13 protein-coding genes are annotated in these 12484 nt (G+C 61.8%); 6 read left to right on the top strand and 7 right to left on the bottom strand.

Annotated features, from left to right (window positions below):
• The first annotated feature begins 4 nt into the window (after nucleotides 1-4).
• The 3 genes from HRQ64_RS03040 to HRQ64_RS03030 all read left to right on the top strand — a co-directional run bounded on the left by HRQ64_RS03040 (nucleotide 5) and on the right by HRQ64_RS03030 (nucleotide 3731).
• Nucleotides 5-559, top strand: a complete 555-nt coding sequence (locus HRQ64_RS03040; protein ID WP_172121967.1) for a gamma carbonic anhydrase family protein — start codon at nucleotides 5-7, stop codon at nucleotides 557-559.
• The gene (gene mce, locus HRQ64_RS03035; RefSeq protein WP_172121966.1) at nucleotides 556-960 is read left to right on the top strand and encodes a methylmalonyl-CoA epimerase; all 405 of its coding nucleotides are present in this window, start codon (nucleotides 556-558) and stop codon (nucleotides 958-960) included. The genes HRQ64_RS03040 and mce overlap by 4 nt, the downstream gene beginning before the upstream one ends.
• 161 nt (nucleotides 961-1121) lie before the next feature.
• Nucleotides 1122-3731, top strand: coding sequence for an EAL domain-containing protein (locus HRQ64_RS03030; RefSeq protein WP_127751764.1), 2610 nt, complete (start codon nucleotides 1122-1124; stop codon nucleotides 3729-3731).
• Nucleotides 3732-3746: 15 nt separating this feature from the next.
• On the opposite strand, the gene HRQ64_RS03025 is transcribed toward HRQ64_RS03030, so the two are convergent.
• The 5 genes from HRQ64_RS03025 to HRQ64_RS03005 form a co-directional block, all read right to left on the bottom strand.
• Entirely contained in the window at nucleotides 3747-4586 is an 840-nt protein-coding gene (locus HRQ64_RS03025) for a dipeptide ABC transporter ATP-binding protein (protein WP_127751763.1), read from the bottom strand.
• Nucleotides 4583-5431 carry an ABC transporter ATP-binding protein gene (locus HRQ64_RS03020; RefSeq protein ID WP_172121965.1) on the bottom strand — a complete coding sequence of 283 codons (849 nt, stop codon included), beginning with the start codon at nucleotides 5429-5431 and terminating at the stop codon, nucleotides 4583-4585. Before HRQ64_RS03020 ends, HRQ64_RS03025 begins: the two co-directional genes overlap by 4 nt.
• A 3-nt stretch (nucleotides 5432-5434) precedes the next feature.
• The gene (locus HRQ64_RS03015; RefSeq protein ID WP_127751761.1) at nucleotides 5435-6340 is read right to left on the bottom strand and encodes an ABC transporter permease subunit; all 906 of its coding nucleotides are present in this window, start codon (nucleotides 6338-6340) and stop codon (nucleotides 5435-5437) included.
• Entirely contained in the window at nucleotides 6341-7348 is a 1008-nt protein-coding gene (locus tag HRQ64_RS03010) for an ABC transporter permease subunit (RefSeq protein ID WP_127751760.1), read from the bottom strand.
• Between the two features lie 100 nt (nucleotides 7349-7448).
• Nucleotides 7449-9044 (bottom strand): ABC transporter substrate-binding protein, encoded by a 1596-nt coding sequence (locus HRQ64_RS03005; protein ID WP_210258490.1) that lies wholly within the window; start codon nucleotides 9042-9044, stop codon nucleotides 7449-7451.
• 210 nt (nucleotides 9045-9254) lie between these two features.
• Between HRQ64_RS03005 and HRQ64_RS03000 the strand changes: the two genes are divergently transcribed.
• From HRQ64_RS03000 to HRQ64_RS02990, 3 genes are read left to right on the top strand one after another with little or no spacing between them, the layout of a single operon-like run.
• On the top strand, nucleotides 9255-9650 hold the full coding sequence (locus HRQ64_RS03000) for a VOC family protein (protein WP_172121964.1): 396 nt from the start codon (nucleotides 9255-9257) through the stop codon (nucleotides 9648-9650).
• Complete coding sequence (locus HRQ64_RS02995) at nucleotides 9647-10156, top strand: hypothetical protein (RefSeq protein WP_172121963.1); 510 nt, start codon at nucleotides 9647-9649, stop codon at nucleotides 10154-10156. Before HRQ64_RS03000 ends, HRQ64_RS02995 begins: the two co-directional genes overlap by 4 nt.
• Before the next feature lie 11 nt (nucleotides 10157-10167).
• Nucleotides 10168-11109: an aldo/keto reductase gene (locus HRQ64_RS02990; protein ID WP_172121962.1), complete on the top strand. Its 942-nt coding sequence runs from the start codon at nucleotides 10168-10170 to the stop codon at nucleotides 11107-11109.
• 3 nt (nucleotides 11110-11112) lie between these two features.
• On the opposite strand, the gene HRQ64_RS02985 is transcribed toward HRQ64_RS02990, so the two are convergent.
• Nucleotides 11113-12051, bottom strand: a complete 939-nt coding sequence (locus HRQ64_RS02985; RefSeq protein WP_172121961.1) for a Gfo/Idh/MocA family oxidoreductase — start codon at nucleotides 12049-12051, stop codon at nucleotides 11113-11115.
• A 67-nt stretch (nucleotides 12052-12118) separates the two neighbouring features.
• Nucleotides 12119-12475: a VOC family protein gene (locus HRQ64_RS02980; RefSeq protein ID WP_172121960.1), complete on the bottom strand. Its 357-nt coding sequence runs from the start codon at nucleotides 12473-12475 to the stop codon at nucleotides 12119-12121.
• Nucleotides 12476-12484 lie beyond the last annotated feature (9 nt).

The following is a 12484-nucleotide window of genomic DNA, read 5'->3' as shown; positions in this document are numbered from 1 at the left end:
AACCATGCCCATTTACACCCTGGATGGTGTCGCCCCGCAGATCGACAATGATGCCGCCTGGATTGCCCCCGATGCTGTGCTGGTGGGACGGGTTATGGTTGCCGCCGATGTGGGCATCTGGTTTGGCGCCGTCGCGCGGGGCGACAACGAGCCCATCACGATAGGGGCGCGTTCCAACATCCAGGAGCATGTCGTCCTGCATACCGATATGGGCTTTCCGCTCTCGATCGGCGAGGGCTGCACCATCGGCCACAAGGCGATGCTGCATGGCTGCACCGTAGGCAACAACACGCTGATCGGCATGGGTGCCACAGTGCTCAATGGCGCCGTTATCGGGGCTAATTGCCTGATTGGCGCCGGAGCCCTCGTCACCGAAGGAAAAGCTATTCCAGATGGGTCCCTCGTCGTGGGTGCGCCGGGCAAAGTGGTGCGCCAGCTCACGCCCGACGATATCGAGCGCCTGCGGCGGTCCGCGGCGGGCTATATCCGCAATGCGCGCCGTTTCGCCGCCGGCCTTGCCTTCTCCGCTCCCGTGGCTGTTGAGTTTGACCCGGCATGATCGGTCGGCTCAACCATGTTGCCATTGCCGTGCCAGACCTGGCGGCAGCGTCCGAGCGCTATCGCACCCTGTTGGGCGCCAGCGTTTCATCACCCCAGACTTTGCCTGAGCATGGCGTTCGTCTTGTGTTTGTTGACATCGGCAACAGCAAGATCGAGCTGATGGAGCCGCTCGATGAGACTTCGCCCATCGCAGCCTTTATGGCAAGAACGCCGGCCGGCGGCCTGCATCATGTCTGTTTTGAAGTAGCTGATCTGGCCTCGGCCGCTGCCAAATTGGCCGCCGGGGGCGCCCGCGTTCTGGGTGATGGTAACCCGCGCATTGGCGCCCACGGCAACCCAGTGCTGTTCCTTCACCCCAAAGACTTCGACGGCACCCTTATTGAACTGGAACAGATTTGACCTGCGCCTGTTGTCAGGCCCTTTACCATTCCATTTGCTTGTTCTGCTTGTGCAGCCAATTTTAAAACTTGGCACGCTAGCTTTGCGCCATGGAGGGGCGGAAGACAGCTGTGGGGGCGCAACACAATTTGCAGAGCAGAGCGATCACTTGGCTTCGGCCAATGCTGCTGCCGGCCATTCTCGCGCTGGTTGTCATTGCCACGGCGGGGGTGTGGCTTGATCGGCAGAACACCACGATTGAGCAAGGCCGGATCCGCAGCTCTGTAGCGAGCCAGGCATCCTTGATCCGGGCGAGGCTTGAAGGAAACATCAACGCCAATCTGCAGCTGGTGCGGGGGATGGTCGCGGCGATCGCCAGCGAGCCCGATATGACCCAGACCCGCTTTCAGGAGCTTGCCGGCATCCTGTTCGAGCAGCCCACCCAACTGCGCTCCTTGGCGGCCGCACCTGACTTCGTGGTCCGCATGGTTTATCCGCTTGCCGGTAACGAGCGGGCCATGGGGCTCGATTACCGCATTAATGAGGTGCAGCGCGATGCTGCCATGCGCAGCCGGGACAGCCACAACCTCGTAATCGCGGGGCCCGTTGACCTGGTACAAGGGGGCCAGGGGATCATCGGTCGCTTTCCCATCTACACCAAGACGGCGCAAGGGGAGCGTTTCTGGGGCATCTTGTCGGCCATTGTAGATGTTGACCGGCTTTACGCCGAAAGCGGGTTGCTGGATCGTGGCCTGCCGATCGAAGTCTCCATTGCGGGCAAGGACGCGCAAGGCAGCGATGGCGAGCTTTTCTTTGGCCGCGATCTGGCTGCCCAGAACCCAATCCGAGCGACGGTTCTGCTGCCCTCAGGCTCTTGGGAACTCACCGCCATACCAAAGGGCGGTTGGCCCGCGGCCTCGTCATCCTGGATATTCCGGCTGGTTCTGGTGGGGGCTGGCGCCCTGGTGCTGCTGCCCATTCTCGTGACTGCACGGATGCTCAACGAACGGCATGTGCATTTTCAACGCCTCAAGCAAAGCGAGCAGGACCTCGCACGCTTGTCGCGACGGCTGGGCCTCGCCCTGGCCACCTCCCAGGTTGGGGTTTGGGAGATGGACATCCACACCCAGGAATTGCTCTGGGATGACCGGATGAACGAACTTTATGGCCTCCCCGCTGATGGCGGGCGGCGCTCCTATCGAGACTGGCAGAAGGCCTTGCACCCCGACGATCGGTACAAGGCAGAGCACGACTTTGCCGAAGCCATGCTGCGGGGCCACTACCATTCGGATTTCCGCGTTCAGCGCGCGGACGGCGCGGTCCGGCACCTGCGCGGAATGGGCGCCGTGTTTACCGATCCCGGCAGCAATCCTAAGATCGTGGGCGTGAACTGGGACGTCACGGCCGATGTGTCCCTCAACGAGGACCTGCAGCGGGCCCAGCGCCTCACGGCGGCCCGCAATATCGAACTGGAAGCGGCCCGGGTCAGGATCGAGCATAATGCGCTGCACGACAGCCTCACGGGTCTGCCTAATCGGCGCTTCCTCGACGATATCCTCAAGGCGCTCTCCAGCAACTCCGAGAACCCGGGGCGCCACATAGCGCTGCTCCATCTCGACCTTGATCGCTTCAAGCAGATCAATGACACGATGGGTCATGCTGCAGGCGACGCCATGCTGGTCCATGTCAGCCGCGTTCTGCGCGATAGTTGCGAGCCGGGAAGCTTTGTTGCCCGGGTGGGCGGCGACGAGTTCGTCGTGGTGCTTACCGACAGAACTGGCGATGCCGAACTGACCGAGCTCGCTGAGCGCATCATCTCGCGGATGCAGCAGCCGATCAGCTTTGAGGCCCATGAATGCCGCTGCGGTGTCAGCATTGGCATAGCCGTGGACGACAACTCGCCCGCTGCGGCCGAGCAGTTGTTGATCAATGCCGATATCGCGCTGTACCGGGCCAAGAAGCGCGGCCGCAACCGCCATGAGTTCTTCAGCGCAGCATTGCAAGCCGAGGTGGTCAACACCAAGCGGATCGCCGACGATATTCTGAGCGGGCTGGAGCGGAACGAGTTCATCGCCTTTTACCAGCCGCAGTTCGACGCCCGCACCCACAACTTGGTCAGCGTCGAGGCCCTTGCCCGCTGGCAACATCCACGGCTGGGATTGCTGACCCCGGATGCCTTCCTGGCCGTCGCCGAGGACCTCAACGTCCTATCAAGCATCGACCGAATTCTGCTGGACCAGACCCTGAACGATCTGCGCCATTGGGATGGGCTGGGCCTGCAGGTACCGCGCGCCTCGGTCAATGTTTCCCTGCGGCGACTGCATGACGAGAACCTGATCCAGGGCCTGAAACAACGGGACATCGAGCCCGGCCGCCTCGCCTTCGAGCTCGTGGAGTCCATCTATCTCGACGAGCAGGATCCGGTGGTCGCTTGGAATATCGACCAGCTCAAGGAGCTGGGCATCGACGTCGAAATCGATGACTTCGGTACTGGCTACGCGTCCATTGTTTCGCTGCAGCGGCTGCGCCCGCGGCGCCTCAAGATCGACCGGCAGTTGGTGCGCCCCATCACTGTTGACCCTGCCCAGCGGCAGTTGCTCGCTTCCATCGTCGATATCGGCAAGTCCATGGGCATCCAGGTGGTTGCCGAGGGCGTGGAAACCCTCGAACAAGCCTCGCTGTTGCGCGATCTGGGCTGCGATATTCTCCAGGGCTATGCCTTCGCTCGACCGATGAGCCGGGATAATCTGGATACTTTCCTGCAGGTCCAGGCCTGGCGGCACGCCTCCTAGGACTACCTGACGGTTTTAGCTGGCCGCCTCCAATGCCGCCTTGCGCGCGAGCCGCTCCCTGATGCTGGCGATGTCCGTTCGGGGCGTCGCGGCAAACAGGGTCTTGGTGTAGCCGTGCTGCGGATCGCTGAACACCGCGTCGCGGGTGCCGTGCTCCACCACATCGCCGAAATACATCACCATCACCTCATCGGCGATATAGCGCACCACCGACAGATCGTGGCTGATGAACACATAGGTCAGGCCGAACTCTTCCTGAAGGTCTTTGAGCAGGTTGAGGATCTGCGCCTGCACCGATAGGTCCAGCGCCGAAACCGGCTCGTCGAGCACCAGGAACGAGGGATTGAGCATCAGCGCCCGGGCAATGGCGATGCGCTGGCGCTGCCCGCCCGAGAACATATGCGGATAGCGATTGAAGTGCTCGGGCCCAAGGCCAACCTTGAGCAGCATGGACATGGCCTTGTCCGCCCGCTCGGCCGCGCCCATCGAAGTGTTGAGCAGCAGCGGCTCGGCGAGCACGTCGCCGATCTTCTGGCGTGGATTGAGCGAGCCATAGGGATTTTGGAACACGATCTGCACCTTCTGGCGCATTTCGCGGGTCAGGGCATGGCTGGCATCCACCTTGGCGCCATCGATCAGAATCTCACCCGAGGTCGGGGGATCGATCAAGGTGATCATGCGCGCCAGGGTTGATTTGCCGCAGCCACTCTCGCCGACCACGGCAAGGGTGCGGCCTTTCTGGAGCGAGAAATTGACGCCCTTGACCGCATGGACGACCTTGGCCGGGCGGAATAGTCCGCCCGCCGTAACATAGTCGCGCGTCAGGTTCTTGACTTCCAGAACGGGGGTGCTCATCGGGCTGCCCCCGTTTCGGGATCAAAGGCGAAGTCCGCCACGGTGGGCAGCCGATCCCTGACAGCGTTTTCCGGCAAGGCCGACAGCAGCGCCTTGGTATAGTTGGACTGAGGGTTTTCGAACAAGGATAGCACGTCGGCTTCCTCCATCTTGTGGCCCTTGTACTGAACGATGACGCGGTCCGCCGTTTCGGCGACCACACCCATGTCGTGGGTAATCATGATCAGGGCCATGCCATGCTCGGCCTGTAGGCGCACCAGCAGGTCGAGGATTTGTTTTTGAATGGTGACGTCGAGTGCCGTGGTCGGCTCATCGGCGATCAGGAGCTTGGGGTTGCAGGCGATGGCCATGGCGATCATCACGCGCTGGCATTGGCCACCCGACATCTGGTGCGGAAAGGCGCCGAGGCGTTCGGCACCGTCGCGGATGCCAACCAGATGGAGCAGTTCCACCGCGCGAGCGCGCGCGGCCCGGCCATGCAGGTCCAGATGCTCGCCGAGCACTTCCTCGAGCTGAAAGCCAATGGTGAAACAGGGATTAAGGCTGGCGACCGGCTCCTGGAAGATCATGGCAATGTCCTTGCCGATGATCTTGCGCTTGGCCTGGGCGCTCATCCCGAGCAGGTCAAGGCCCTCGAACTCCATCTTGTCGGCGGTCACGGTAGCGGTAGGGGGCAGGAGGCCCATAACTGCCAACATGGCCACGGATTTGCCCGAGCCGCTCTCGCCCACAATGGCGAGCACTTCGCGGCTGTCGACGGAGACGTCGATCCCGTCCACGGCCTTGAACAGACCCGCGGAGGTGTCAAACGAGACGGTAAGATTACGAATGTCCAGCAGAGGCATGGGTCAGCTCCGCTTCAGCTTGGGATCAAGGGCGTCGCGCATGCCATCACCGATGAGGTTGATGGCCAGCACAGTGACGAGGATGGCGAGACCCGGGAATGTCACCACCCAGGGTGCGCGCAGGATGAACTCGCGCGCGGTGGCGAGCATGGTGCCCCATTCGGGCGTAGGCGGCTGGGCCCCCATCCCCAGGAAGCCCAGTGCCGCCGCATCGAGGATAGCGTTGGAAAAGCTCAGCGTGGCCTGCACGATCAGCGGCCCCAGGCAGTTGGGCAGGATGGTAACGATCATCAGGCGCAGGTGGCCGGCGCCCGACATCTTGGCGGCGGTGACATATTCGCGGTTCTTTTCCGCCATCACCGCTGCGCGCACCAGCCGGGCGAAGTGCGGCTGCAGCACCACCGCGATCGCGACCATGGCATTGAAAAGCCCCGGCCCGAGAATGGCGACCAGAACCAGCGCCAGCAGCAGCGAGGGAAACGCCAGGATAATATCCATGAGGCGCATGATCAGCGCATCGACCCAGCCGCCGAAATAGCCGGCCAACACGCCCAGGACCACGCCCACGACCAGCGCGCCGACCACGACAAAGAGGCCGATAAACAGCGAATAACGGGCGCCATGGATTAGTCGGCTGAGGATATCTCGGCCCACGGGGTCGGTGCCCAGCAGGAACCGTGGATCACCCATTGCGTCCCAAACCGGTGGCTTGAGGAGAGCGTCGCGAAATTGCTGGTCAGGCGAATGAGGTGCGATCAAGGGGGCAAAGATCGCCACCAGCACCAGGAGGGTGAACACGACGAGGCCGATAACGGCGCCGCGGTTGACGGAAAAATAATGCCAGAATTCGCGAAGACTGGCGCCCAGGTCGGCCTTGTCGGCGACGGGAGTGGCTTGCAACTGGCTCATCTACTTCACCCTGATGCGCGGATTGATGACGGCATAGAGCACATCGACGGCCAAGTTCACGGCCATGACGATCAGGGCAATCAGCAACAGGCCGGACTGCACCACGACATAGTCGCGCTTGGAGATGGAATCGATCATCCACTTGCCGATACCGGGCCAGGAGAAGATCGTTTCGGTGAGAATGGCGCCGCCCAGCAGCAGACCGACCTGGAGACCGATCGTGGTGATCACCGGAATCAGCGCGTTGCGCAGGGCATGGACATTAATGACGCGGCGTTGCGAGAGGCCCTTGGCGCGCGCGGTGCGGACATAGTCCTCGCCCAGCACTTCAAGCATAGCCGAGCGGGTTTGCCGGGCAATCACCGCAAGCGGGATAGTGCCCAGCACCACGGCCGGCAAGATCAGGTGGCGCAGGGCGGACACGAAGGCGGGCCAGTTGCCGTAAAGCAGCGTATCGATCAGCATGAAGCCGGTGATCGGGCGCAAAAAGAAGGTCAGCGCGATGCGTCCGGACACCGGGGTCCAGCCCAGATAGCCCGAAAAGAAGATGATCAACAGCAGGCCCCACCAGAAGATGGGCATGGAATAGCCGGTCAGCGCGATCCCCATGGTGAGCTGGTCGAACCACGAGCCGCGCTTGACGGCGGCAAAGATACCGGCCGGAATGCCTACGATCACCGCAAAGAGCATGGCCACGAGGGCCAGCTCGATCGTGGCTGGGAACAAGGTCATGAACTCAGTGAGCACCGGGCGCTTGGTGGCTAGCGACACACCGAAATTGCCCTGCAGCACGTTGCCCAGGTAATTGAAGTACTGCTGCCAGAGCGGCAGGTTGTAGCCAAACTGCTCGCGCAGGATCTCGTAGCGCTCAGGGGTTACGCCATGCTGGCCGGCCATGGCCAGAATTGGATCGCCCGGCAGAACACGCACAAAAAAGAACGCGCAAAGGGTGATGCCGATCATTGTCGGCACAATCAGCGCCAGTCGGCGCAGGATAAAGTTGAGCATGGGTTGGGTTCGGGGCCCCTTGTATATGGAAAACCTCGGTCCAGCCTGGACCGAGGTTCCATCTTGGACGGGCCGGCGCGCGGGGCGCCGGCGATGATCCTTATTCCTCGATGTCCACGCCTTTGAAGGAGTGGTTGCCCAGCGGGCTCATCTTGTAATTCAGGACGGTCTTTTTCATGGGCATGAACACCCGGCTATGAGCCAGAGTCATGGCGGGTTCTTCGGCCTTGAAGATTTCCTGGGCCTGGCGGTAGAGTGCGGCCCGCTCTTCCTGGTCAGAAGTGGTCTTGGCCTTCTGGATCAGGTCTTCGAATTCCTGGTTGCACCAGCTCGAATAATTGGACACGCCAATGGCCGAGCAGGAGAACAGGGTGGCAAAGAAGTTGTCCGGATCACCATTGTCCCCGGTCCAGCCGATCTGGAATGGACCCTTGCGGTCCTCGGCCTTGCCGCGCTCGCGATACTCGGTCCATTCATAGGTGACGATATTGGCCTTGACGCCAATAGCGGCCCAGTCCGACTGGATGAGTTCGGCAACGCGCTGAGCGTTTGGATTATAGGGACGCGAGACCGGCATGGCCCAAAGGTCAGTGGTCAGCTCGGTGATGCCGGCTTCGGCAAGCAAGGCCTTCGCCTTTTCCGGGTCATAGGTGTCGGCCGGAATTTCTTCGTTATAGGACCACATAGTGGGCGGGATCAGGTTCTTGGCGTCTTCGCCAGCGCCCTGATACACCGCCTCGATAATGGCAGCCTTGTCGATTGCCATGCTCAACGCCTTGCGCACATTGACATTGTCAAACGGCGCTTCGGTGACGTTGTAGGACATGTAGCCGATATTGAGGCCTTCCTGCTCCATCACGTTCAGGTTCTGGTCAGCCTGCAGCTGCGAGATGTCGGCAGGCGCCGGATAGGACATGATATCGCATTCGCCCGCCAGGAGACGCTGCGCGCGCACCGAAGGATCGGTGGTGATGGCGAATACCAGGTCATCGATCGGCTGCTTGCCATCCCAGTAGTCGGGGAAAGCCTGGTAGCGGATCACGGTATCGAGCTGATAATCCACCAGCATGAATGGGCCGGTGCCGACTGGCTGGGTGGAGAAGCTCGCCAGGTCGCCGGATGCTTCGAGCTGGTCGGCATATTCCTTGGAGACAATGGCTGCAAAGTCCATGGCCAGGTTGGCGATCATGGGCGCATTGGGTTCGGTCAGAATAAAGGTCACCGTCAGGTCGTCATCCTTGCGGATTTCCTGCAGGTAGCGGGCCATGTCCATGCCCTGGAAGTAATCCCAAGTCATGCCCTCGAGGTAAGCATACCACGGGCTGTCTTCCTTCCACTGGCGCTCAAACGAGAAGATCACGTCATCGGCGTTGAGATCGCGCGTGGGAGTGAAATAGGACGTGGTGTGGAACTTGACGCCCGGACGCAGGTGGAAGGTGATCTCCTTGCCGTCCTCGGAGATGTCCCAGCTTTCGGCGAGACCGGGAATGGTCGCCGTGCCACCGGGCTCGAACTGCACCAGGCGGTCATAGATGGTGTGCGAGCTGGCGTCGAAATCGTTGCCACCGGTCAGCGGACCGGGATCGAAGTGAGCCGGCGAAGCTTCGGAACAATAGACCAGCTGCTTGGCCTGGGCCGCGCCGGCAGTCAGTGCGAGCACGGCGGTCGCCGCCAGCAGGCTCTTCATCAATGTCATATTTGGTGTCTCCCGGGACAGTTTTTTGCGCCCGGTTTGCCGGCCGGGCTTAACGGTCAACAAAGCGTAGAAAACAAAGGAGCGCAATGGGGGAGTTTTACCGTTTGGTCAATGCTGTGACCCTGCGGCCTTTTTTCACAATGAAGGCGCCATCCAGCTCTTTGCTGGCCCGCTCTTGACCGCTGCTTTGTAGCAGTGCTCCATCACCGCATGGCCCGATCGATTGCAACAGTTACCCTGGTGGTCCGCGAATACGATGCGGCCATCGCCTATTACTGTGACCTGCTGGACTTCACGCTTCTTGAGGATACCCCGCTGGGCGGCGGCAAGCGCTGGGTGGTGGTCGCCCCTAGGGAAAGCCGGGGCGTGCGGCTGCTCCTGGCCCGGGCAGATGGGCCCGAGCAGGAAGCCGCCATTGGCCGCCAAGCCGGCGGCCGGGTCATGTTGTTTCTCCAAACCGACGACTTCGCCGCCGACTTCGCCGCGATGACGGCAAAGGGCGTTCAGTTCCTTGAAGCACCCCGTCAGGAGCCTTATGGAAGTGTCGCGGTGTTCGCTGATCTCTACGGCAATCGCTGGGATTTGATTGAAGCGAGGCCCCTATGATCCTGTTGCGTATAGTCTCGGCGGGCCTGCTGCTGCTCCTGCCCGCCCGGGGACAGGAAGAGGGCTGGCATTATTCTCCTCTTCCGGGTGAAGGCGACCGGGCGACCCTGGGCTGCGCGCTGCGCTCAACTGCCGAGGAGTTCAACTGCATCGCCGTGCGCTGCGAAGACGACTTCTCGGTCGGCATCTATGCCCATACCAGCCGCACCGAGCCCCATACCGGCGAGTGGCTGATCACCATCGACAGGGTCAACCGCCCGTTCCCTGCCGAAAAGGGCGAAGCACCTTATGGCGCCAGGCTCCCCGATCCTGACGGGTGGCTGCTCCACAATCTCCAGAATGGGGCCGTGGCTTATCTCCACCCGCTTGAGGGCCCGCCCGCCCCGCTCAACTTCATTCCCCTGTCCGGCTCGCTCTACGAGATCAATCGCGCGCTGGCTTATTGCGTCCCGCCCAAGCCGGCCGAACCGAATGAGCCGCCGGGCGTTACCCCAGCGAACCCCTGAAGGAGAGCCCAATGGATCGTCGCCCGCTTGGCCGCAGTGAACTTGTGATCGAACCCCTGGTGCTGGGCGGCAATGTGTTCGGCTGGACCGTTGACCAGAACACCGGCTTTGAGGTGCTGGACGCGTTTGTGGACGAAGGCTTTACCGCCATCGACACGGCCGAAGGCTATCCCAACTGGGTGCCAGGCAACCCGCCGGGCCAGAGCGAAACCATTATTGGCGAGTGGCTCAAGGCGCGCGGCAACCGCGACAGCGTGCATATCTTCACCAAGGTCAACTCGGCCAAGAACCCCGGCGGCCTGGGCGCCGAAGCCATCAAGAGCGCCGTCGAAGACTCGCTGCGCCGCTTGCAGACGGACTATATCGACCTCTACCAGAGCCATTGGCCCGATCCGGCTACCCCGCATGAGGAAACCCTCGCGGCCTATGATGTGCTGATCCGCTCGGGCAAGGTGCGCGTGATCGGTGCCTCGAACTACACCGCGGCCATGATGCGCGAGGCCCATGAGATTTCCGTCATCAAGTCCCTGCCCCGTTATGATGTGCTCCAGCCGCGCTTCAATCTCTACGATCGCGAGGAAGTCGAAGGCGAGGTGCAGGAAATGGCGGTAAATGGCGATATCGGTATCATCTGCTATTACAGCCTGGCCGCAGGATTCTTGACCGGCAAGTACCGCTCCGAGGCTGATCTGAACAAAAGCCCGCGCGGTGGCGGAGTCAAGAACTACCTTAACCCCAAGGGCGAAGCGATCCTCAAGGCGCTCGACAATGTTTCGGCGCAGGTCGACGCTACGCCCGCCGAAGTCGCACTGGCCTGGATCGTTGCCCAGCCCGGCATTTCAGCGCCCATCGCTTCGGCAACGTCCGTTGAGCAGGTCAAGAGTCTCGCCAAGGGCGTGCGGCTAAAGCTCAGCGACGAGCAGGTGCAGACCCTTTCGGCGGCAGGTCGCTAGCGCCTACCACTCAAAAGCGGGGCCGTTTTCCCGCGCACCGAGCAGGAATACATCGGCCATCAAGCGCAGGGGAGCGGCGTCCACGTCGCTCTCGTGCCGCTCCAGCAGGGCAGCGAAGCGCTCGTAGATTCCCTCATATTCTTCCGAGGGATTTTGCACCACGACGGCGTCATCGACGCGCAGCACCGTGCCGCCCTTTTCCAGCTTGAGCACGTCGCCGCTTTGCGTCTCAAAACGGATGGTCCAGATCTCCCCGTTTTCCTCGAGCCAGTTGAAGCCTGCGCTCATCTGGGGCTGATGCGGCTCACCCGACTTGAACGCGATCTCAACATCCACTGGCGTTTGCCGGTTTTTCGGGAAAGTCAGCCGGCTGCTTTGCACAAAGACCGGGAACGGCATCACCTTGGTGAAGATGGAAAGGGCATTGATCCCGGGGTCGCACACGCCAAAGCCACCGGGCTCCCAGACCCAGTCCTGTCCCGGATGCCATTTGCGCACGCTTTCGCGCCAGTCGATCCGCACCGAAGCAACGCCCTGCTCCGCCAGCAGCTCGCGCGTCCGATCCACCGCCGCGTTGTACTGGGAATGCCAAGTCTGGAACAGCACGCGATCGAGGCGCTTGGCCTGCGCCACTAGGTCATCGAGCTCGCAAATCGTGGTGGTAGGCGGCTTTTCCATCATCACGTCCTTGCCGGCCTCTAGAGCCTCGCGGACATATTGGTGACGAATGCCAGGGGGCGTGCAAACCGAGACGAGATCGACTTCCGGCATGGCGGCGTAGAGCTCGCCCGGCGTCTTGAACACCGGAACCCCGTTATGGCCAATGCCGCGCGTCGACACCGTCGCCGCAAGTTCGAAATGCTCGGACTTATCGATCACCGGCAGGTGCTGGTCTTGGGCGATCTTGCCCACCCCGATAACGGCAATCTTGCGCTTGGCCATGGTTCGGCTCCTCCATGAGCGGTTAGAGCAGAGCCTTGGCGATCTGCCAAGCCCGGCAGGCGGACCATCAGGGGGGAGGTGTGGCCGGCTCCCAAAGCTCGATCGCATTCCCCTCTGGATCCTCGATGCGGGCGAACCGGCCGGTCTCGGGATGATCCCATTCGTCGGGCCGGGTTTCCACCGCGATGCCGGCGCTGGTCAGTTGCGCAATCATGGCGTCGAGGTCATCGACACGGAAATTGAGCATCCACTGCTTGGCAGCCGGAAAATAATCGGTGTCAGCCGCAAAGGGCGCAAACACCGTCAGGCCCGCCTCCTGGTTCCACAAACCGGTCACACCGAGATGCTGCTCATACCAGGCCGCGAGCGCCGCCTTGTCGATGGCGCGAAAAAACACGCCGCCAATACCCACAACGCCTGCCATCACTTTCTC

It is taken from the genome of Devosia sp. 919, from assembly GCF_013185965.1.
Lineage (GTDB): Bacteria > Pseudomonadota > Alphaproteobacteria > Rhizobiales > Devosiaceae > Devosia.
Note: the sequence above shows the minus strand (reverse complement) of the source record. Positions and strands in the feature narration are given on the sequence as shown.

What these genes read in the sequence shown, in the direction of transcription:
- HRQ64_RS03040 (WP_172121967.1), top strand. Translation starts at nt 5, where the DNA reads ATGCCCATTTACACCCTGGATGGTGTCGCCCCGCAGATCGACAATGAT.
- mce (WP_172121966.1), top strand. Translation starts at nt 556, where the DNA reads ATGATCGGTCGGCTCAACCATGTTGCCATTGCCGTGCCAGACCTGGCG.
- HRQ64_RS03030 (WP_127751764.1), top strand. Translation starts at nt 1,122, where the DNA reads ATGCTGCTGCCGGCCATTCTCGCGCTGGTTGTCATTGCCACGGCGGGG.
- HRQ64_RS03025 (WP_127751763.1), bottom strand. Translation starts at nt 4,586, where the DNA reads ATGAGCACCCCCGTTCTGGAAGTCAAGAACCTGACGCGCGACTATGTT.
- HRQ64_RS03020 (WP_172121965.1), bottom strand. Translation starts at nt 5,431, where the DNA reads ATGCCTCTGCTGGACATTCGTAATCTTACCGTCTCGTTTGACACCTCC.
- HRQ64_RS03015 (WP_127751761.1), bottom strand. Translation starts at nt 6,340, where the DNA reads ATGAGCCAGTTGCAAGCCACTCCCGTCGCCGACAAGGCCGACCTGGGC.
- HRQ64_RS03010 (WP_127751760.1), bottom strand. Translation starts at nt 7,348, where the DNA reads ATGCTCAACTTTATCCTGCGCCGACTGGCGCTGATTGTGCCGACAATG.
- HRQ64_RS03005 (WP_210258490.1), bottom strand. Translation starts at nt 9,044, where the DNA reads ATGACATTGATGAAGAGCCTGCTGGCGGCGACCGCCGTGCTCGCACTG.
- HRQ64_RS03000 (WP_172121964.1), top strand. Translation starts at nt 9,255, where the DNA reads ATGGCCCGATCGATTGCAACAGTTACCCTGGTGGTCCGCGAATACGAT.
- HRQ64_RS02995 (WP_172121963.1), top strand. Translation starts at nt 9,647, where the DNA reads ATGATCCTGTTGCGTATAGTCTCGGCGGGCCTGCTGCTGCTCCTGCCC.
- HRQ64_RS02990 (WP_172121962.1), top strand. Translation starts at nt 10,168, where the DNA reads ATGGATCGTCGCCCGCTTGGCCGCAGTGAACTTGTGATCGAACCCCTG.
- HRQ64_RS02985 (WP_172121961.1), bottom strand. Translation starts at nt 12,051, where the DNA reads ATGGCCAAGCGCAAGATTGCCGTTATCGGGGTGGGCAAGATCGCCCAA.
- HRQ64_RS02980 (WP_172121960.1), bottom strand. Translation starts at nt 12,475, where the DNA reads ATGGCAGGCGTTGTGGGTATTGGCGGCGTGTTTTTTCGCGCCATCGAC.